The 21142-nt window shown below is 71.5% G+C and carries 14 protein-coding genes; 7 read left to right on the top strand and 7 right to left on the bottom strand.

Features of this window, described 5'->3' with window-relative positions; translation table 11 throughout:
* The first annotated feature begins 2 nt into the window (after positions 1-2).
* The 4 genes from ABZ948_RS38010 (at position 3) to ABZ948_RS37995 (ending at position 4704) form a co-directional block, all read left to right on the top strand.
* Positions 3-971, top strand: a complete 969-nt coding sequence (locus ABZ948_RS38010) for an NAD-dependent epimerase/dehydratase family protein (protein ID WP_435857782.1) — start codon at positions 3-5, stop codon at positions 969-971.
* Positions 972-1040: 69 nt separating this feature from the next.
* Positions 1041-2306 (top strand): sensor histidine kinase, encoded by a 1266-nt coding sequence (locus ABZ948_RS38005; protein WP_359767537.1) that lies wholly within the window; start codon positions 1041-1043, stop codon positions 2304-2306.
* The gene (locus ABZ948_RS38000; RefSeq protein ID WP_031113980.1) at positions 2297-2950 is read left to right on the top strand and encodes a response regulator transcription factor; all 654 of its coding nucleotides are present in this window, start codon (positions 2297-2299) and stop codon (positions 2948-2950) included. Before ABZ948_RS38005 ends, ABZ948_RS38000 begins: the two co-directional genes overlap by 10 nt.
* 203 nt (positions 2951-3153) lie before the next feature.
* A complete protein-coding gene (locus tag ABZ948_RS37995) occupies positions 3154-4704 on the top strand; it encodes a DUF1996 domain-containing protein (RefSeq protein WP_359767535.1) in 1551 nt (516 codons plus the stop codon).
* Between the two features lie 70 nt (positions 4705-4774).
* Here the strand turns inward: ABZ948_RS37995 and ABZ948_RS37990 are convergent, their stop codons facing one another.
* Positions 4775-5206, bottom strand: a complete 432-nt coding sequence (locus ABZ948_RS37990; RefSeq protein ID WP_031113977.1) for a hypothetical protein — start codon at positions 5204-5206, stop codon at positions 4775-4777.
* Between the two features lie 147 nt (positions 5207-5353).
* On the opposite strand from ABZ948_RS37990, the gene ABZ948_RS37985 reads away from it, so the two are divergent.
* From ABZ948_RS37985 to ABZ948_RS37975, 3 genes are all read left to right on the top strand, one after another.
* Complete coding sequence (locus ABZ948_RS37985) at positions 5354-5881, top strand: tetratricopeptide repeat protein (RefSeq protein WP_359767532.1); 528 nt, start codon at positions 5354-5356, stop codon at positions 5879-5881.
* 48 nt (positions 5882-5929) lie between these two features.
* Positions 5930-7852, top strand: coding sequence for a hypothetical protein (locus tag ABZ948_RS37980; RefSeq protein ID WP_359767530.1), 1923 nt, complete (start codon positions 5930-5932; stop codon positions 7850-7852).
* Positions 7853-7945: 93 nt separating this feature from the next.
* A complete protein-coding gene (locus ABZ948_RS37975; RefSeq protein ID WP_359767528.1) occupies positions 7946-8635 on the top strand; it encodes a TetR/AcrR family transcriptional regulator in 690 nt (229 codons plus the stop codon).
* A 6-nt stretch (positions 8636-8641) separates the two neighbouring features.
* Here the strand turns inward: ABZ948_RS37975 and ABZ948_RS37970 are convergent, their stop codons facing one another.
* The 6 genes from ABZ948_RS37970 to ABZ948_RS37945 all read right to left on the bottom strand — a co-directional run bounded on the left by ABZ948_RS37970 (position 8642) and on the right by ABZ948_RS37945 (position 21025).
* On the bottom strand, positions 8642-8998 hold the full coding sequence (locus ABZ948_RS37970) for a 5-carboxymethyl-2-hydroxymuconate Delta-isomerase (RefSeq protein WP_359767526.1): 357 nt from the start codon (positions 8996-8998) through the stop codon (positions 8642-8644).
* Positions 8999-9025: 27 nt separating this feature from the next.
* Positions 9026-10636, bottom strand: a complete 1611-nt coding sequence (locus tag ABZ948_RS37965) for a SpoIIE family protein phosphatase (RefSeq protein ID WP_359767524.1) — start codon at positions 10634-10636, stop codon at positions 9026-9028.
* Between the two features lie 75 nt (positions 10637-10711).
* Entirely contained in the window at positions 10712-16117 is a 5406-nt protein-coding gene (pulA, locus tag ABZ948_RS37960; protein ID WP_359767522.1) for a pullulanase-type alpha-1,6-glucosidase, read from the bottom strand.
* Positions 16118-16251: 134 nt separating this feature from the next.
* The gene (locus ABZ948_RS37955) at positions 16252-17664 is read right to left on the bottom strand and encodes a glycoside hydrolase family 30 protein (protein WP_359767520.1); all 1413 of its coding nucleotides are present in this window, start codon (positions 17662-17664) and stop codon (positions 16252-16254) included.
* A 158-nt stretch (positions 17665-17822) separates the two neighbouring features.
* Positions 17823-19196 (bottom strand): alpha-amylase, encoded by a 1374-nt coding sequence (locus ABZ948_RS37950; protein WP_359767518.1) that lies wholly within the window; start codon positions 19194-19196, stop codon positions 17823-17825.
* A 119-nt stretch (positions 19197-19315) separates the two neighbouring features.
* The gene (locus ABZ948_RS37945) at positions 19316-21025 is read right to left on the bottom strand and encodes a glycoside hydrolase family 13 protein (RefSeq protein ID WP_435857779.1); all 1710 of its coding nucleotides are present in this window, start codon (positions 21023-21025) and stop codon (positions 19316-19318) included.
* Between the last annotated feature and the right edge of the window lie 117 nt (positions 21026-21142).

Below are 21142 nucleotides of genomic sequence, written 5' to 3'. Positions count from 1 at the left end.
TTGTGGCGGGGGCGCGGGGGTGGTGTTGGGTGGAAACTTTCTACAAGCGGGGCCGGCAGGGGGGGCGGCGGGGCGTGCGGTCGTGGATCGGCGACCGCACCGCGCCCGACGGGCTGACCGCCCTCGCCGAGGACCCGGGCGAGTGGGACGTCGTCGTCGACACCTGGTCGGCGGCGCCGTACGCGGTACGGGACGCGGCGCGGCTGCTGCGGGGCCGCGCCCGCCGGTACGTGTACGTGTCCAGCTGCTCGGTGTACGCGTGGGCGCCGCCCGCCGGGTACGGCGAGGACGCGCCCGTGGTGGAGGGGGCGTCGGCCGACGCGGAACAGACCGCGTACCCGCAGGACAAGCGGGGCGGTGAACTGGCCGTCCTGGACGCCTTCGGCGAGGACCGGTCGGTGCTCGTGCGGGCCGGGCTGCTCCTCGGCCCGTACGAGAACGTCGGCCGGCTGCCCTGGTGGCTGGGCCGGACGGCGCGCGGCGGCCCGGTGCTGGCCCCGGGCCCGCGGGAGCTGCCCCTGCAGTACGTGGACGTCCGTGACCTGGCGGAATGGATGCTGAACGCGGCGGAGCGGGAGCTCAGCGGGCCGTACAACCTGATGAGCCCGCAGGGGCACACCACCATGGGCGAGTTGCTGGACGCCTGCGTGCGGGTCACCGGCGGGGCGGCCGAACTCCGCTGGACCGAGCCGGAGGTGATCCTCCGGGCGGGCATCGAGCCGTGGACCGAGCTGCCGGTGTGGGTGCCGCCGGGCAGCGACCTGCACGACGCCCTGCACGGCGCGGACGTATCCCGGGCGGTCGCGGCCGGGCTGCGCTGCCGCCCCGTCGAGGAGACCGTGGCCGACACCTGGAGCTGGCTCCGGGCCATCGGCGGCACGGCACCCCAGCGCCCCGACCGGACGCGCAAGGGCCTCGACCCGGAGGTGGAGGCGAGGGTGCTCGCGGCCGGCGGCTCCGCGGAGGTGTAGGTAGCACCACCCCCCGACCGGGTGTCCCGGCCCCGTGCCCCGGCACCCGTGCTCGGACAGACTGACGCCATGACCATCGACACGAAGAGCGGCAACGGGCGTACCAAGGGGCGGGGCGTGGGGCTCGCGGCGGTGCGGGGGCTGGCGCTGGCCCTCGTCAGTCTGCCGGGGGCGGTGCTGTGCTTCTGCCTGTCCCTGGTCTCGATCGCCCTCATCCCCGTCGGGGTCGGGCTCGTCACAACGCCGTACGTGCTGACGGGGGTGCGGGCGTTCGCGAACTGGCGGCGGGTGCTCGCGGCGGAGTGGGGCGGGGTGCGGATACCTCCGGCGTACCGGCCGCTGCCCCGGAGCACCAACCCGTGGACGCGTACCGTCGCGCTGCTGCGCGACCCGGCGACCTGGCGGGACCTGAAATGGCTGCCGGTCGACATGACCGCGGGGTTCGTCACTGCGCTGCTGCCGGCGGTGCTGCTCTTCTATCCCCTGGAGGGCTTCGCGATCGCGGCCGGGCTGTGGCGGGTGCTGGACGGCGCCGACGGGTACTGGTACGGCTTCGTACGGGTCCACGACCAGGCGTCCGCGTTCGGCGCGGCGGCCCTGGGCCTGGTCCTCCTCTTCTTCGCGCACTTCCTCACCCCGCGCCTGCTGGACGTCCACTTCCGGCTCACCCGGGCGGTACTCGGCAGCGGCCGGGGGGAACTGGCCGAGCGGGTGCGGGTGCTGACCGAGACGCGGCGGGACGCGGTCGACGCCTCCGCCGCCGAACTGCGGCGCATCGAGCGGGACCTGCACGACGGGGCCCAGGCCCGGCTGGTGGCCGTCGGCATGGACCTGGGCACCATCGAGGCGCTCCTCGACAAGGACCCCGCCCAGGCCAGGGAACTGATCGCGCAGGCCCGCAAGTCCTCGGTGGAGGCCCTGACCGAGCTGCGCGAGCTGGTGCGCGGCATCCACCCGCCGGTGCTCGCCGAACGCGGTCTCGGCGACGCCGTAAGGGCGCTGGCGCTGCGGCTGCCGGTGCCGACCGAGGTGAGCGTGGACCTGCCCGGGCGGGTGGAGGCGCCCGTGGAGTCGGCCGCGTACTTCGCCGTGAGCGAGGTGCTCACCAACGCCGTGAAGCACTCGGGCGCGGACCGGATCTGGGTCGACCTGCACCGGGCGGACGGCATGCTGCGGGCGACCGTCACCGACAACGGCAGGGGCGGTGCGGTGATCGGGGCCGGTTCGGGACTGGCCGGGGTCGAGCGGCGACTCGGTACATTCGACGGCGTCCTGGCCGTCAGCAGTCCCGCGGGCGGTCCCACCATGGTCACCATGGAGATCCCTTGCGCGTAGTCCTGGCCGAAGACCTCTTCCTGCTGCGCGACGGACTCGTCCGGCTGCTCCAGGCGCACGGCTTCGAGATCGCGGCGGCCGTCGAGTCCGGGCCCGAACTGGCCGCCGCGCTGGCCGAGCTGGACCCGGACGTCGCGGTCGTCGACGTCCGGCTGCCGCCCACGCACACCGACGAGGGCCTGCAGTGCGCGCTCGACGCCCGCCGCAGGCGGCCCGGACTGCCGGTGCTGGTGCTCTCCCAGCACGTGGAGCAGCTGTACGCGCGCGAGCTGCTCGCCGACGGCAGCGGCGCGGTCGGGTACCTGCTGAAGGACCGGGTGTTCGACGCCGAGCAGTTCGTGGACGCCGTACGGCGGGTCGCCGCCGGCGGTACGGCGATGGACCCGCAGGTCATCCAGCAGCTGCTGGCCCGGCAGTCGGGCGGCGACCGGCCGCTGGCGCGGCTGACGCCCCGGGAGCTGGAGGTGCTGGAGCTGATGGCGCAGGGCCGGTCCAACGCGGCGATCGCCGGGAAACTGGTCGTGACGGAACGGGCGATCGCCAAGCACACCGCCAATATCTTCGCCAAACTGGGCCTTGAGGTCTCGGACGACGACAACCGGCGCGTGCTGGCGGTTCTCGCGTATCTCGACCACGGCCGATGAAACCGGACCGGCCGCCTCACCCACCGTGGGTGATCCACAACTCCCGGTGCCAAAGGGCCTGTTGAGAACACAGAGCCCTCACGAATCTCGCATCAATTTCCGAGACATCTGAACACCCCTGGGACGCCCTCCGTATGGAAGGGAGCCGCTTCACTCCTGTCGGGCGCCTCGATGCCCCCGAAAAAGGAAGTCAGAGGAGTTCCATGGGACGCAACACAAGAAAACGCCGTACGCCGCTGGCCACCAAGGCCATAGCCGCATCGGCGGCCCTAGCGCTCGGTGGGGGCGGGCTGATCTGGGCAAACTTCTATGCCTCGGCGCATGAGGAGAACTCGGCGAACCAGACGAAGTCCGCGGGCGCGCAGATCGCCACGATCCAGTGCCCCGACGTCGGACAGAAGCTGACCGACGTGCCGGACGGTGCCCGCCAGGGGGTGGACAAGGAGCTGGCGAACCTCGACAAGCAGATCAGCGAGGCCTACACCCGGCTCGCCTCCACGCGCCAGGCCCAGGCCGGTGACTCGGGCTTCGTCAACAACGCCATCCTCGGTCCGCTGAAGTCGAAGCGGGTCGCGGCCATCGACCGGATCGGCATCAACATCCGGCGGGTGGGCGGACAGGCCCCGGGCAACCTCGAGCAGCTCGCCGAGTGCAAGGGCATGGCCGCCGAGGCGAACACCAACGACGGCCAGGCCGGAGGCGGTCAGAACAACGACGGGCAGAACGACGGCGGGCAGAACGGCGGCGGCCAGAACAACGACGGCGGTCAGGACCAGGGCCAGGACAACGGCCAGGACCAGGGCCAGGGCGGCAACGGCGGCCAGGCCGGCAACGGCCCCGCGGCGGCGGACTTCATCAACATCGAGGACGTCCAGCCGAACTCCCGCAACCTGCCCAACGGCCTCGCCGCGAACGGCGACGGCGGTTCCACGGGCTCGTTCACCACGAACTGCGGCACCAACGAGAACGAGAACCGCAACTCCGACAACGTGATCGTGGCGCCGGGCGTGTCCAACGGCGCGCAGCACCAGCACGACTACGTCGGCAACCAGAGCAACAACGCCTTCGCGAGCGACGAGGACCTGGCGAACGCCGAGACGACCTGCCAGAACCAGGGCGACAAGTCCTCGTACTTCTGGCCGGTGCTCCGTATCCAGGACGGCAGCCAGGACATCGACCAGGGCCAGCCGGGCGGCGGCCAGGACGGCAACGTCGGCAAGATCGTCGAGCCGGCCGAGGCGCAGCTGAAGTTCGTCGGCAACCGCACCAGCGACGTCGTCGCCATGCCGAAGGCCCTGCGCATCATCACCGGTGACGCCAAGGCCTTCACCAACGGCCTGAACAACGCCAACACGTCCTGGAGCTGCACCGGCTTCGAGGACCGTCAGGTGACGGACAAGTACCCGCTCTGCCCCGAGGGCAGCAGCGTGGTGCGGACGTCCAACTTCCAGAGCTGCTGGGACGGCCAGAACATCGACAGCGCCAACCACCGCACCCACGTGGACTTCGTGGAGGCGGACGGCAGCTGCTCGAACGGCTTCCAGGCCATCCCCCAGCTCCAGGTCCGCCTGGTCTACGACGTCCCGGCGCCGCAGATCAACAACGGGCAGGTGCAGAACGCCTTCGCGGTCGACTCCTTCCCGGAGCAGCTGCACAAGGCGATCACCGACCACAACGACTTCATCAACTTCTTCGACGAGAACGTGATGAACGAGATGGTCCAGTGCATCAACAACGGCGAGGACTGCCAGTAGTCCTCACACAGTAGGAAGCCGGCGGTGGGAATTCCCACCGCCGGCTTTCGCTTGCCCGGGCCCCGCGCGGTCAGCCGTGGTGGTTGCCGCTGTTGTGGCTGCCACCGGGGTTCATGTGCTCGGAACCCTCTTCCATGGTCCCGCCGAGCGTGCCCTGCAGCGCCGTGACCGTCTTCTCCTGGCCGACGGCGACCCACTTGCGGCCGACGAGGTAGTAGCCGCCGTAGTCCTTGGCGCTGTTCAGCCACTCGCGCTGGCCGCGGTCCGTGGCGAAGGTGGCGAGGACGTACTTCTCCTTGCCCTTCTTGCAGATGGCCTGGCGGATGGTGTCGGCGTCGGTCTGCATGTTCGGCTTGCACTTGGCCTCGGCCGCGATGTGCTCCAGGCTGCCGGTCACCGCCTCCGGAACGGCCGCCTCGTCCTTGCCGCCGGATCCGCAGCCGGCCAGCGCCAGTATCGCCACCGCGCCGCTCAGCGCGAGCATCGGTCGGGTCACCCTCATCTGTTCCTCCGGTCCTTGTCACGGCACGGTCCGGACGCATGCCGCACGGAGCCCTGGCAACAGGCTCTCGCCTTCGATACGGCCACGGGGCCCGGGCTGCTCAAAATCCCGCTGCCCGAGTGGGCGCCGCCGTGCGAGGGTGGGCCGGTGAACCAGGACTGGGAAGACCGCGTGACCGCCCTGTGGGGCCGGTTCGACGAGTACGCCGAGACCGCGCGGGACGAGGCCCGCTTCCGCGCCGACGTCGACGTCCTCGTCGCCGAACTGCCGGAGGGGAGCCCGCTCGGCCCGTTCGAGCAGGCCTGCGCGTGGGACTCCACGGGCCACTCGGACAAGGCGGTCCCGCTGTACCGGGAGGCGCTGGCCCGAGGGCTCGCGGACGTCAGCCCCTACAAGGCCCGCCGGACGAAGATCCAGCTGGCCAGCTCCCTGCGGAACATCGGGCAGGCCGAGGAGGGCGTGAGGCTCCTCGAAGCCGAACTGGACGCCCCGTCCGACGAACTGGACGACGCCGTGCGCGCCTGTCTCGCGCTCTGTCTGTCCAGCCTGGGCCGTGACCGCGAGGCGCTGTCGCTGGCGCTGGGTGCCCTGGCCCCGCACCTGCCGCGCTACCAGCGGTCTATGGCGAACTACGCCCGGCTGCTGGTGGAGCCCGCGGAGCGGCCGGGGGCCTGACGCCCCGAGGTCAGGTGACCATCCAACGATTCGCTCGTTCTGCTGAACGTGCAGTCACAGGATGTCGCCCAGCGCCCCGCACCCCCCGCACCCGCCGGCCCGGTCGTCGACGTCGAGCAGGCCGAGGCCGCGCTCGTCGAGCACTACCCGCGGCTCGTCCGGCTGGCCTACCTGGTGCTGCCACCGGGCCTGGGCCGCAGCAGGCGCGTGGTGACGGCACACGCCCTCACCCAGCGCGCACTCCCCCGCAACCGCACCCCGGCCCCGGTGATCCCGGCCCAGTCCACCGGCCGGGACGGCGACCCGGGCTACGCCCTGGTCCGCCTCCAGGTGCTGCGCACGGCGCTGGAGGCCGGGCTGCCGCTGCGGCGCAAGGCCTGGCCCAAGAGGTCCCAGCTGCCGCCGGTGCTGCCGCAGGTGTGGGGCCTGAAGCTCTTCCCGCGCTCGGGCGGCGCCGACGAACTCGCCCTGGACCAGCGGCTGTCCACGCTGTCCGGCCCGGCCCGGGCCGTGTACGCGCTGCGCGGCATCGAACGGCTGGCGGACGACGACGTGCGCGAGGTCCTCACGGCCGCGGGCGTCGCCGACGCGGGAGCCGCGCTGCTGGAGGCCGACGGGATCCCCGCGCAGTACGCGCTGCTCGACTCCCCCGAGTTCGACCCCTGCTCGCTGCAGGCTCGCCCCACCGACCTGATGCGCCGCCGCCAGCACCTGAAGGCCGCGCTGGCCGCCGGCGCGGCCCTGCTGGTGTGCGGGGCGCTGCTCGGACTGCCCGGCGAGGGCTGGGGTCCCGACGGGGCCGCCGCTCCCCCGTACGCGCGCAACCCCTCGGCCCAGGCCGCCCTGGACCCGGCGAAGCTGACCCGGGTCCCGCCCACGGCGTGGCGCGGCTCGGCGCGCACCGACTTCTCCGTGTGGCCGGCCCGCGGCGACCTCACCGGCGACAGGGCCCTGCTGCGCCGCGCCCTCGCCGTCTGGGCCCGTCCCGGCGCGACGGTCCAGGTCTCGGTGACGCCCGGCACCCCGTCCGGCGGCCCGGCGGGACCGCCCCAGCTGCTCTACGCGGGCACGGTCGACGCCGCACGCGTGGTGATCCTCTACGACGGTCTGCGCATCGCCCGCTACGCCGAGCCGAAGGACGGCACGCAGGGCGCCGCCCTCGACTTCGCCCGGGTCGACGGGGCCGACAGGGCAGAGGCGGGTGCCGTGGTCCTGGGCCGGGCCGACGGCAACGTCCGCTATCTGACGGCCCCTTGGGTGGCGAAGGCGGGCGAGCGGGACCTGATGAAGCCGGGCTCCGGCGCGATGGACCTCGCCCTGACCGACGGGGTGACGGCACCGCTGGCCAGTCCGGCCCTGCGGTCCGGCCCCTGCACCTCGTGGAACGTTCTGCAGGTGACCGACGGCTCCAGGACCCGGCTGCTGACGGACCTCGGCGAACTGGTCCCGGCCCGGCTCACGGCCGGCCGGCCCGGCTCCCCGGGCGAGGCCTCCGGCGCCGAGGCGCTGCGCGTCTGGCAGCCGTTCGCCTGCTCGCTGGGCACGGTGCGCTCCGCGGGCGTGCGGACCGTCAACGCCTGGGCGTTCAACGAGCAGCCGCTGCCGGACGCGAGCGGCTCGGCGGCGTGGGTGTGCACGCGGGCCGACACCTGGCGGGGCGGCGGGGCGCGGGTGCTGGCGCAGTTCCACACACCGGGCGGGAGGTACGGGGCGGTGGCGGCGAAGGCCGAGAACGTCGCCGCGTGCGGGGCGCGTGATCCGCAGGTGCTGGCCGGGGTGCTGTGGAAGTCGGAGGCGGGCGACTGGTACCTGCTGGCCGCCGGCAGCCGGGGGACGACGTCGATCCGGGCGACGGGCGGGGTCGAAGGGTCGGCGCAGAGCAGTCTGCTGACCTTGCCGGCCGAGCAGGGCGCGCGCGCCGAGCTGAAAGGCACCCTGGAGGACGGGCGTTCGGTCGGCGGGCTGCGCTGACCGGCGGTTCCCGCGCCCGCCCGGGGAGCCCTGACGCACCCTCGCGATCGCTCCGGACCGTTCGAGGCCGGAATCGATCGGTAAGGTGTTCGCATGACTATCGGGGTTCGCCGCAGAATGGGAGTCGAGGAGCGGCGGCAGCAGTTGATCGGCGTCGCCCTCGAACTGTTCAGCCGCCGTTCGCCCGACGAGGTCTCCATCGACGAGATAGCGTCCGCCGCGGGCATCTCACGCCCGCTGGTCTACCACTACTTCCCCGGCAAACTCAGCCTGTACGAGGCCGCGTTGCAGCGGGCCTCGGACGATCTCGCGGCCCGGTTCGTGGAGCCGCACGAAGGTCCGCTGGGCGTGCGGCTGCTGCGCGTGATGCGCCGCTACTTCGACTTCGTGGACGAGCACGGGCCCGGTTTCTCCGCCCTGATGCGCGGCGGCCCGGCCGTGGGCTCGTCGACGACCAACGCGCTCGTCGACTCCGTGCGGCAGGCCGCGTATGTCCAGATCCTTTCGCACCTGGGCGTGACCGACCCGCCCCCGCGCCTCGAACTGGTCGTCCGTTCCTGGATCTCCCTCGCCGAGTCGACGGCGCTGATCTGGCTGGACGGCCGGCGCATCCCGCGTGCCGAGCTGGAGGCGCAGCTCGTCAACGACTTCGCCGCGCTCGTCGCCGTCAGCGCCGCCTATGATGAGCAGATGGCGGCCCTGCTGCGCCGCGTGGTCGAGGACGAGCCGGCCGACGGCCCGTTCGCGGACCTGGCCGGCCGGCTGGTGGCCCTGGCGAGCTGAGCCCGCTCAGCCCTCGGACTTCTGGTAGGAGGCGTCGAGTTCGCGCACCTCGGCGGAGGCGTGCAGCACGACCCCCGCAGGGGCCTTCAGGTGCGTCCGCAGCAGTTCCAGAGCGGCCTCGCTGAGCCGGGCCTTGGTCTCGTCGGTGCGCCCGGGGAGCAGGGCGATGTGGACGTGCACATGGGCGTGCCCCTCGGCTTCGGGGCCGACGACGATGTCCTCGGTCCGGCGGAACCGCGTCTTGCACGCCGGTGGCCTGGCGGCCGCGATCTCGACCGTCGCCTCGTGCAGCGCCTTCGCGAACCCGGGCCGGTCGAAGTCGTCCGCGAGGTCGGCGGAATAGTCGACGGTGATCTGCGGCATCAGCACTCCTGTTCTAGGTCCAGGGGCTCACCCTAGCCGCAGGGCCAGCAGGGCGATGTCGTCCTCGCGGTCGTGGGCGAAGCAGCCGAGGAGGACGTCGCAGAGGGTGTCCAGGCCGGTGGGGGCGTCGGCAGCGGCTGTGCGGAGTTGCTCCAGGGAGGTCGCGAGCGGGATGCCGCGGGTCTCGATGAGGCCGTCGGTGACCAGGAGCATGCGGTCGGTGGGGGTCAGGTGGTGCTCGGTCGCCGGGGGCCGTTCCAGTCCGAGCCCGAGCAGCGGCCCGCAGGCGTCGACGTACCGGGCGCCGCCCCCGTCGCGCAGGATCAGCGGGGGGATGTGCCCGGCGTTGGCGATCCGCACCCGGCCGCTGCCGGGGTCGACCAGGGCCAGGCACACGGTGGCCGTGATGTCGGGGTGGTAGCGCTGGAGCATCCGGTCGAGCCGCGTGGCCAGCACGACCGGGTCGCTCTCGTCCACGCAGTAGGCGCGCAGCGCGTGCCGGATCTCGACCATGACGGTGGCCGCGTCCAGCGAGTGCCCGACGACGTCCCCGACCGCCGTGAGCACCCCGTCGCCGGTGCGCAGGGCAGCGTAGAAGTCGCCGCCGATCTCGGTCTGGCGGGAGGCGGGCACGTAGCGGACGACGATGTCGACGCCGGGTACGTGCGGCAGCTTGTGCGGCTGGGGCAGGAAGCTGTGCTGGAGGGTGAGGGCGACATGCCGTTCCACCTGGTACAGCAACAGCGGTTCGGCGGCGAGCGCGGTGGCCTGGGCGAGCCGGGCGAGCAGCCCGTCGTCCGCGGGGTCGGTGATCGCCGTACGCCGGACCGGGGTGGCCAGGCAGACGGCCGTACGGCCGTCCTGGACCGTCGCCACGGTGAGCCGGGCGTCCTCCTCGACGCCCGGCCGGAAGATCCCGGCCGGCCACAGCGGTGCGGGGACGACGGTGGTGTGCACCCCGGTACGGCCTTCCGCGAGCCGGGTGACGAGCCGTGCGGCCGCCTGGTGCGCCCCGCTGTCGGCCGACGCGAGACGGCCCCGGGCGGCGGCCCGGTACGGCTCCCCGTCCGGGCCGGTCACGAACACCACGGCGGGCGAGTCGGTCAGGCGTGCGGTGCCCTCGGCGGCCGCGGCGGTGAGTTCCCGCGGGCAGCGCGCCGTCTGCACGGTGATGATGGCCTCGGACAGCAGCGTCAGGCGGTGGACGGCGGTCTCGGCGCCCGTGGTGCGGCGCGCCCCGCGCACGGCGGCGCGGACGACGGCCTGGATCTCCTGCGGCTCGGCGGGCACGGTCAGATAGGCGTCCCCGCCCGCGTCCAGCCCCCGGCACCGGTCGCCGGGCGAGGTGGCGGCGGCGGAGAAGTGCACGACGGGCAGCGCGGCCATGGGCGGCCGGGCGCGGAGCCGGCGGCACAGCTCGAAGCCGCTCATGTCGGGCAGGCCCACGTCGACGAGGGCCACGTCGGGCAGGGTGCCGTCCCGCAGCCGGACGTCGAGTTCGACGAGGGCCTCGCCGCCGCTGGCGACCGGCACGACCCGGTGGCCGGCCCGGGTCAGCACCGCGCCCATGGCGTACCGGCTGGCCGCGACATCGTCCACGACCAGCACGGTGGTCTGCTGCGTGCCGTTGCCGTCCATCTCGACAGCCCCTCGGGGGCGTAACGGGGGTGGGGCAGACCGCGGACGCGGCCTGCCCCACCCAACGTAGTGCGGCTATCCGGCGGCCCGGGTGAAGACGGCGACCGTGCGCCCCGGAACGGCGAACGTGCCCGATTCCGCCGCGTAGGAGGAGGACTTGACGGTAGGGTCCGCCCCGGCCGCCTGCACCGGGTGCAGCCGGTAGCCGGTCCCGGCGAGTGCGGGCACGCGCTGCTCCTGCCGCTGCGGGGTGGCGTTGAAGACGACGACGAGGTCACCGAGACGCATGGTGATGACGCCGGGTGTCTCGTCCTTGCCCGACAGCGGGAAGGAGAGCCGGGACTGCACCTGCTCGGCCGTGCCGAGGGAGAAGTCCTTCTCGGTGCCGCGGATCCGCAGCAGGTCGCGGTAGGCGGCGGAGGCGCCGTCGATCTGCTCGCAGCCCACCCTGATCCCGCTCAGCAGGGGCTTCGCGTACGGCCACTTGTCGGCGTTGTCGGCCGCCATGGGCAGTCCGCGGCCGAAGCCGTTGCCGTCCCGGCAGTCCCAGTGGACGGCGTTGAACCAGTCGCCGCTGTCGTAGGAGTTGCGGTCCAGGGACTTGGAGCGCAGCAGGTCGGTGCCCGCCTGGGAGAGCGCCGGGCCCTGCGAGAGGGTGGCGGTCGCCATGGCCAGGACCTGCATCCGGGCCCGGTCGGAGGCGCTCACCGTGGCGGGCAGTTTGAAGGCGAGCGCGTCGAACAAGGACTCGTTGTCGTGCGCGTCGGCGTAGGCGAGGGCGTCGCCCGGGGCGTCGGCGTAGCCGGCGGGGGCGCCGTTGTAGTCGACCTCGGAGCCCTTGACCTCCTTGCCGCCGGTGTCGGTGAACCGGTAGCCGGCGAGGTTGCCGGAGAGGCCGACCTTGATGAGGTCCTGGTAGTGCAGCAGGCGGGCCTTCTGCTCGGCCGGAGTGCCGTTGTTCTTCGAGGAGTTGGGCTCGGTGTACAGGCCGGACGCGAAGCCCTGCACGCCGGGGTCCTCGTCGAAGGGGCCGCCGCCGCGCACGGCGTCGCGGGCCCGGTCGGAGAAGGTGGCGATGCCGGTGCCGGCCATGTTCTTCTGCGTGGCCTGGACGAACCGGGCGTCGTCGGCGACCTCCCCGAAGTTCCAGCCCTCGCCGTACAGGATGATCTTCTTGCCGTCGACGCCGTCCTTCGCGAGGGTCAGCTCGTCCAGGGCCTTGCGCACGGCGAGGATGTTGGCCTTCGGGTGGTGGCCCATGAGGTCGAAGCGGAAGCCGTCGACCTTGTACTGCCTGGCCCAGGTGACGACCGAGTCGACGACGAGCTTGCCCATCATGGCGTTCTCGGTGGCGGTGTTGGCGCAGCAGGTGCTGTTCGCCACCGAGCCGTCGGCGAGGAGCCGCTGGTAGTAGCCGGGCACGATCCGGTCGAGGACGCTCGTCTTGTCCTGGCCGCTGGCCGCGGTGTGGTTGTAGACGACGTCCATGACGACCCGCTGCCCGTCGTCGTTGAGGGCCTTGACCATCTCGCGGAACTCGACCGTGCGGGCCGTGCCGTCCGGGTCGGTGGCGTAGGAGCCCTCGGGGACCGTGTAGTGGTACGGGTCGTAGCCCCAGTTGTAGGCGTCCTTCGCGGCGATCTTCCCGACGCACTCCTGCTGCTTGTCCGAGTCGGCCGGGTAGGAGGCCAGGTCGCAGTCGGTCCGCGCCTGGTCTTCCCCGCGCTCGGGGATGGTGGCGATGTCGAACGCGGGCAGCAGGTGCACGTACGAGGTGCCCGCCTTCGCCAGCTCGCGCAGGTGCTTGCTGCCGTCGCTCGCCTTGTCGGTGAAGGCCAGGTAGGTGCCGGGGTGCTTCGCCGTACGGTCCTCGACGGAGAAGTCCCGGATGTGCAGCTCCTGGATCTGGGCGTCCCGCAGCGGCACCGCCTTCGGCTTGGTGTACGTCGACCAGCCGGCCGGCTTGAGGGCCTTGTCGGCCAGGTCGACGACGAGGCTCCGCTCGGAGTCGGCGGTGAGGGCGAGGGCGTAGGGGTCGGTGACCTTGTTGGTGACGACCTCGCGGACGCTGGGCGCCCAGACCTTCACGACGTAGCGGTAGGGCTTGTTCTTCCAGGACGCGGGGCCGGTGACGGACCAGACGCCGGTGGCGGAGTCGCGTTTCATCGGCACGGTGGTGTCGCCGATCTCCAGGGCCACGGACTGCGCGGTGGGTGCCCACACGGACAGGGTGGGGCGGCCCTTGGCGAACGTCGGTCCGAGGTCGGCCTTCGTCGCGCCGGAGTACAGGTCGTCGAGGACTCCGGCGAGCTGGACGCCGGTCGCCGCGAGCACGGCGCCGTTGGCGGCCCGCTGCGTGGCGACGACCTGGCCGCGCAGGGCCTCGCGGACCCGGTCGCGGTCACGGGGGTCGACGGTCCAGGCGTCGTACTCCTTCAGGTGCGGGAACGTCGCCTTCTGGGCGTCGGTCAGCTCGCCCTTCGACAGGCGCAGCCACTTCGCGTCGCCGGTCAGGGTCCCGTCCTTCACCTTGATCGAGCCGTCGCGGGAGTAGAGCAGCTGGGTGGAGGCGGCCGCCTCGGAGCCGTTCCAGGCGAGGGTGTTCCGGTCGATCCAGACCGCCTTGGAGGTGGTCGGGTCGAGGGCGGCGGCGCTGCCCGCGGGCTGCGGGAGCAGGTACTTCTCCTGGCCGCTCACCAGCCACACCTCATGGCCGTTCGCCTTGAGGTCGAGCGACTGGTCGGTGGGCAGGTCCTTCTCGTCGCCCTTGTGGATGATGTAGCTGAGGCTGGTGGCACCCTCGGTGAGCGGCACCTCGAAGACTGCGCCATAGGAATCAGTCTTGACCGGCTTGAGGGGGTTCGACCAGTCGGTGGGGTTCGCGGCTCCGGTCCAGACGTGCAGGCCCCAGCCGTCGTAGTTCCCGTCGGCCCGGTGGTAGTGCAGGACGGCCTTGCTCTTGTCGGGGGCCGGGTAGTCGGGCCGCTCGGTGGTGACGGTCTCCTTGCCCTGCTCGATCCAGATCTCGCCGGTCTTGGTGACGTCGATCGTGCGGTCGGTGGCGACGTCCTTGGTGCCGTCCTTGTCGATGACGAGGAAGCCGACGTTCGAGGCGCCGGGCTTGAGCTTGACCCAGGCGAAGGCGCCGTAGGCGTCACGGCCGGTGAAGGGGTGGCTGTCGGGCCACTCGGTGGCCTCGCCCTCGGCGAGGTCGCCCCAGGCGTACAGGCCCCAGTCGGCGTAGTCGCCGTCCGCGCGCTTGTAGTGGACGATCGCGTAGTCGCGGGAGGACGCCGTGGGCGGCTCCTGGACGGGCGGGGTGCCGCTGGTGGAGTCGGCCAGGGCGCTCGCGGTGCGGCCGGCCGAGTCGACCACGACGGCCTTGTAGCGCAGGGCCGTGCCGGGCGGTACGTCCTTGCCGACGGTGTGGGTGACCTTGTACGGGGCGTGGTCGGCGGAGCCGAGGACCCGCCACGTGCCGTTGCCGGTCTGCGCGGCGAACACGACCCGGTTGAGCTGCCCGCCGTCGACGTCCGCGGAGACCTCCACGGTGCCGGTGGCGCCGGCCGCGGGGGCCTTGAGGCTGAGCGTCGGCGCGGTGGCGGGCTTCGCGAGCTCGCCGGCCGCCTTGAGGACGACGGCCGAGCCGGCCGGGACCGTCACGGTGAGCCTCTTGTCGCCGTCGCTCTTGAGGGAGGCGTCGGTGCCGTGGATGCCCTTGAAGGTCATGCCGGCCGAGCCGGTCGGGAAGGTCGCGGTCTTCTGTTCGGCGGCGTTGTTGAAGGCGACGACGTACTCGGTGCCGGTCTTCGCGTCCGTGCGGGAGAAGGCGTAGACGCCCGGGCCGTCGGCCGCGTACCGCTGCTCCTGGACGCCGTCGGTGAGGGCCGGGTGGGCTTTGCGGAGCTTGGCGAGGGCCCTGATCTGCCGGTAGAGGGGCGCCTTGGTGTCGTAGGCGTCCTCGGCGTGGGTGGCGTCGGTGCCGATCCGGTCGTCGTCGAGGTAGTCGGCGGTGCGCGAGGCGAACAGGGGCTGCCGGGCGTCCTTGTCGCCGCCCGCGCCGGCGAAGCCCTGCTCGTCGCCGTAGTAGACGACGGGGTTGCCGCGGCTGAGGAACATCAGCTCGTTGGCGAGCCGGCCCTTCCTCAGCAGCTCGGCGTCGGAGGCCTTCGGGTTGTCCTGCTTCAGGAAGTACCCGATGCGGCCCATGTCGTGGTTGCCGAGGAAGGTGACCTGCTCATACGCGTTGGCCTTGCCGGTCGTGTACTTGTAGTCGTCGCCGAAGACACCGGCGAGCTTCTGCGCGCTCGCGCCCTGCGAGGCGTACTGGCGGGCCGCCTCCTGGAAGGGGAAGTCGAGCGTGGCGTCGAGCCGGCCCTCGGTGACGTACGGGGCGGTGACGTCCGTGTCGGCCGAGTAGACCTCGCCGAACATGAAGAAGTCGTCCCGGCCCCGCTTGGCCGCGTACGCGTCGAGGGCGGTGGCCCACTGCGTCCAGAACTCCATGTTGACGTGCTTCACGGTGTCGATCCGGAAGCCGTCGATGTCGAAGTCCCGCACCCAGCGCTGGTAGATCTTCTCCATGCCGCCGACGACCTCGGGCCGCTCGGTCCACAGATCGTCCAGCCCGGAGAAGTCGCCGTGGGTGGAGCTCTCACCGGCGAAGGTGGAGTCGCCCCGGTTGTGGTACATCGTCGGGTCGTTGAGCCACGACGGGACCTTCACGTTCTTCCCCCCGGCGGGGACGGCCGGGGTGCGCGGGAAGGAGTCGCGGTCGACCTCGGGGAAGTCCCGCCGCCCGTCCGCGTAGTCGGCGTCGTCGAAGGGCACGCCGTCCTTCGTCAGGTACGGGAAGGCGCCCTTGGAGAGGTAGTCGTAGGACTTCTCCTCGTAGTCGACGACGTCCGCCGTGTGGTTGGTGATGACGTCGAAGAAGACCTTCATGCCCTTGGCGTGGGCCTTGTCGATGAGGGTCTCGAGGTCCTCGTTGGTGCCGAAGTGCGGGTCGACCTGGGTGAAGTCGGTGATCCAGTAGCCGTGGTAGCCGGCCGAGGCGTTCGCGCCGGTGCCCTGCACGGGCCGGTTCTTGAAGATGGGGGCCATCCACAGGGCGGTGGTGCCGAGGCCCTTGATGTAGTCGAGCCTCTTGGTCAGGCCCTTGAGGTCGCCGCCCTGGTAGAAGCCCTTGTCGGTGGGGTCGTAGCCGGTGGCGAGGCGCGAACCGGTCAGGCCGCCCTTGTCGTTGCGCGGGTCGCCGTTGGCGAAACGGTCCGGCAGGACGAAGTAGAACTGCTCACGGGTGGCGTCGTGGCGGGCGGGCTCGGCGGCCAGCCGGGCGTCGGACGGAGGCGCCGGCGGGGTGGCCGCCCCGGCGGCGAGCGGCTGGACGAGTGCTGCGGCCAACGCGGTGGCGGTGACCGCGGCGACCCGTCCGGCACGGGCGGTTCGGCGCCGGGGCGGCGCCGGCCATCTCGGTATCACTGACGTGGACTCCTTGCGATCGCGGCTCTCTCGGGTCCGACCCCGCGCGACCGTATCGCCGCCGAAACGCTTACAGCAAGAGTCCTGAAACCGTTGGTAAGAACTTTCAACAGTCCGTCAGCGGATCGTGTCTCCTAGCGGGTGAGGGTGTAGGTGACGAGCGAGCGGGCCGGAACCGTGGCGTTCAGCGATCCCCCGGCGAACGGCAGGGCCTGCTGCCGGGCCGTGCTCTGCGAGCCGTTGGTCAGGTACGGGGTCGCCGTCCCGGCCGAGAAGCCGAGGTTCCGCAGGCTGAACGACACCGGCGTGGCGGTGCCGGCCGCGTTGAGTGCCACAACCGTCACGGTGCCGTCGGTGTTGCGGAACGCCGACAGCTTCAGGCCGGTGTCGGACGTGGTCGCGCCGATCCTGGTGGCCCCGGGCCGGATGAAGCGGCTGTAGTTCGCCAGCGCCCACAGGCGTTTGGAGACGCGGTAGTTCGCGCCGTCCATCTGGATCAGCCCGCGGGTCGCGCCGACCGAGGCTCCGTACCAGTAGACGTAGCCGCTGGTGTTGCCGAGGGTCAGGGCGTCGTGCACGGCGGAGGCGACGGTGAACCCGTCGTAGCCGCTGCCGTCGTCCCAGGCCTCGTTCCAGGTGGTGCCGTCGGGCGACCACTCCGACATCCAGGTCCGCTTGCCGGTCGGCAGCGGCCCGTCGATCTTGCTGGCGTACGTGTGGCCCGCGTGGGTGTCGACGAAGCCGCGGGCGGTCGCGTCGGCCTCGATCGCGCGCGTGTAGGCCTTCTGCTGGTTCCAGCCGAAGGAGTCGCAGCAGACGATCTTGTAGCCGCCGGCCCTCGCCACGGGTCCGAAGACCTTGGTGAACTCGACCGCCTGGGCGGGCGTGAGCCGCATGGAGTCGTACGTGGCGGTCCAGTCGGGCTCGTTGGTGAACCCGAGGTCGTTGATCCGGATGCCCTCCTGGGCGTAGAACTTCGCGTACTGGACGAGGTAGTTCGCGTACGCCCTGCGCCAGTCGCCGCTCGCGCACATGGCGCCGGCCAGACCGCACAGGGTGCCGCCGTTCGCGTCGGTGCCGTTCGTCTTCATGTAGCCGGGCGCGGTCCAGGCGTCGGCGTAGAAGCGGTTCACGCCGTACGCCTTGGCCTGCTGGGCGAGCCACACCTGGCCCTTGTCGTCGCGGTCCCACACGTACTTGGGGGCCGCGTTCGGTCCGCCGGGGTCGGTGGGCTGGATGCCCGAGTCGATGCCGAGGCGCAGGATGCTGAGCCCGACGCCGCTGGTCCTGCTGAACAGCAGGTCGAGGATCTCGCGTTGGCGTTCCGGCGGGAGTCCTTGCGAGCCCCGCATGATCTCGGCCCGGCCGAAGTGCTCGGAGATGCCGAAGCCGTCGATGGGCTGGTGCCGGGTGGAGCCGTTGACGGTGGCCGATGCGGCCACTTCGGCGGGTGCGGCCCCCGCGGTGACTCCGGCCGTCGTCAGCAGTACCGCGAGGGAAGTGACCGTCCACGTTCTGAGCCTGCGCAGCGTCGTCCGTCCCGTCATGGGAGCGCTCCCAGTGGTATGCGGTCGCCCCCCGGGGGTTCCGAGGGGCGATTGTTCGAGGTGCTGAACAGCGTTCAGGTAGTTGCCACTGTGGAGGGAACGTAGGGCAGCGTTCCGGAAGCGTCAATCCCGCCCGCGCCGCAACAGAGCGCCGGCGTCTAGCAGTTGGACTTCCCCGCGTAGATCGCCAGAGCCGTGTTCGAGCCCAGGGTGGCCGTGAACTGCCCGCTGGAGTTCACCGTCACCGGCGTGTTGTTCTGCACATCGCAGTACGTCCCGGCGGGGAGCGAGGTCTGGTACGTCCTGGTCAGGGAGCCGGACTCGTGGTTGATGGCCACGAAGCCCTTGCCGCCCCGGCCGAAGGCGATGGCGTCGCCTCCGTTGTCCCACCAGTTAGTGACCGCCTGGCCGCGCGTGGCGTTGCGGAAGGCGACCATGGACTTGATCTCCGGCCAGTTGTGCTGGCACTTCCAGCCGTCCTGCCAGCAGGCGTTCACCTGGCCTCCGTTGGGCGGTCCGGCGTCGTGGTCGCTGAACTCGTAGCCGGAGTTGATGTCCGGGGCGCCGTAGGGCCAGGCCAGCATGAAGACGTTGGCCAGGGTGTAGGTGGCGTTGTCCTTGTAGCTGAGGGTGGAGCCGTTGCGCTCGGTGTCGTGGTTGTCGACGAAGACGCCCGAGACACCGCTGTTCATGTAGCCCCAGCCCTCGCCGTAGTTCTTCAGGTAGGCGAGGTTCTCGTTGTTGAAGACCCGCTTGAGGTCGTAGGCGTAGCGGAACTCCTGGACGTCGCCGTTACTCGTGTATTCGGTGGGCTGGACCGCCTCGCCGGCGCCGTGGATGACCTCCTGCTTCCAGTACGCCGACGGATTGCTCAGCCGGGACTTGATGTTCGCCAGGTCGGCGGCGTCCATGTGCTTGGCCGCGTCGATGCGGAAGCCGTCGACGCCGAGCGAGAGCAGGTCGTTCATGTACCCGGCGATGGCGCCGCGCACGTAGGTCTCGCCGGTGTCGAGGTCGGAGAGGCCGACCAGTTCGCAGTGCTGGACGTTCCAGCGGTCCTGGTAGTTGCTGATCCGGCTCGTGCAGTCGTCGAAGTCGAACGACGAGTACAGGCCCGGATAGGTGTACTTCGTGTACGACGAGCCGCCGGTGCCGGTGCCGCTGCCCGCCGACATGTGGTTGATGACGGTGTCGACGACGACCTTCACACCGGCCGCGTGGCAGGTGTCGACCATGTTCCGGAAGGCCGCGCGGTCCCCGAGCCGGCCGGCGATCTTGTAGCTGACCGGCTGGTACGAGGTCCACCACTGGGGGCCCTGTATGTGCTCGGCGGGCGGTGAGACCTGGACGTAGCCGTAGCCGGCGGGGCCGAGGGTGGTGGTGCACTCCCTCGCCACCGAGGCGAAGTTCCACTCGAAGAGGACGGCGGTGACGTCCTTGGTGCCAGGTGGGGAGGCCTGTGCACTGGTCGGGTTCATGACAACCGCAGCCGCGGCGAGCGCGACGGCGGCGGAGAGGTGTCTGCGTGCCATGTGGGGTTTCCTTCTTCGTTGAAGGTTCTTGCTGCAAGGTTCAGAAACCTTGCGATGACGCAGATGGTAAAGGCCCGCCGCCCGAAAGGGCAGCGGGCCGTACGAAATTCAAAGGAAAATCAGGCGGTGGTCGCGGTGGTCCACCACACCGTGGTGTCGCCGGGCACCTTCGCCTCGTCGTCCACCAGGACGACCTCGCCGCTCGCGACCAGCACCCGGCCATACGCGGGCATCGCCACCGACTCCCCGGTGGTGTTCGCCACGCACACGAACTCCCCGCGCCGGAAGGCGAGCACGCCCTCGGGCGCCCGCAGCCACTCCACGGAGCTGCCGGCGCCGAGGTCGGGCTGCTCCCGGCGCACGGCGAGCGCGGCCCGGTACAGCTCCAGCGTCGAGCCGGGCACGCCGGTCTGCGCCTCGACGCTCAGCTCGCCCCACCCCTCCGGCTGCGGCAGCCAGCTGCCCCCGTCGCCGAAGCCGTACGACGACCCGGTCCTGGTCCAGGGGATCGGCACGCGGCAGCCGTCACGGAAGCCGTCCTGGCCCGCGCCCCGGAAGTACGCCGGGTCCTGGCGCACCTCGTCGGGCAGGTCGACGACGTCGGGCAGGCCCAGCTCCTCGCCCTGGTAGACGTAGGCCGAGCCGGGCAGCGCCAGCATGAGCAGGCTCGCGGCCCGGGCCCGGCGCAGACCCAGCTCCCGGTCGCCGGCCAGACGGATCTGGGTGCCGAGGCCGGGCGGGTTGGCGAACCGGGTGGCGTGCCGGGTCACGTCGTGGTTGGACAGCACCCAGGTGGCGGGGGCGCCGACCGGGCGCATGGCCTCCAGGGTGCGGTCGATGACCTCGCGCATCTCGGCCGCGTCCCAGTGGGTGCTCAGGTACTGGAAGTTGAAGGCCTGGTGCAGCTCGTCGGGGCGGACGTAGTTCGCGGTCCGCTCGATGGTCGGCGTCCATGCCTCCGCGACGAAGATCCGCTCCCCCGCGTACTCGTCGAGGATGAGCCGCCACTGCCGGTAGATCTCGTGCACACCGTCCTGGTCGAAGAACGGCATGACATCGTTGCCCAGCAGCTTCACCTGGTCGTGGGATCCAAGGTCGGGCAGCCCCTCCGCCTTCACCAGCCCATGTGCGACATCGATGCGGAAGCCGTCGACGCCCATGTCCAGCCAGAAGCGCAGGATGGAGCGGAACTCGTCGCCGACGGCCGGGTGCTCCCAGTTGAAGTCCGGCTGCTCGGGGGCGAAGAGGTGCAGGTACCACTCCCCGTCCGGGACGCGGGTCCAGGCCGGGCCGCCGAAGATGGACTCCCAGTCGTTGGGCGGCAGTTCGCCGTTCTCCCCCTTGCCGGGGCGGAAGTGGTAACGGTCCCGCAGCGGCGAGCCCGGGCCCTCGGCGACGGCCCGCTTGAACCACTCGTGCTGGTCCGAGGAGTGGTTGGGCACGAGGTCGACGATGATCCTCAGACCCAGCTCGTGGGCGTCGCGGATCAGCGCGTCGGCGTCCAGGAGGTTGCCGAACATGGGGTCGACGGCCCGGTAGTCGGCGACGTCGTAGCCGGCGTCGGCCTGCGGCGAGGCGTAGAAGGGGCTGAGCCACACGGCGTCCACGCCGAGGTCGCGCAGGTACGGCAGACGGGTGCGGACACCCTCCAGGTCGCCCATGCCGTCGCCGTTGCTGTCGGCGAAGCTGCGCGGGTACACCTGGTAGATCACCGCGTCCCGCCACCAGTCGCGACGCTTGGCGACGGCCAGGGCGGACGTGGGAGTGGGGGCAGGTGCAGCTGAGTGCTGGCTCATGTCGTCCTTGATGCGTAACTGGGGTGTGGTCATGTCAGCGTGGGTGGGTTCGGGCGGCCGCGGTACAGCGGGGTCGGATGGGCACCGCGGCCGCCACACCGCGCCCCATAGGGGCGCGGGGAACTGCGCGACCAGCCACGACGGCGCCGC

It is taken from the genome of Streptomyces olindensis (assembly GCF_040645895.1).
Taxonomy (GTDB): domain Bacteria; phylum Actinomycetota; class Actinomycetes; order Streptomycetales; family Streptomycetaceae; genus Streptomyces; species Streptomyces olindensis.
The sequence above is the reverse complement of the archived record's forward strand: the minus strand, read 5'-3'. Positions and strand labels throughout refer to the sequence as shown.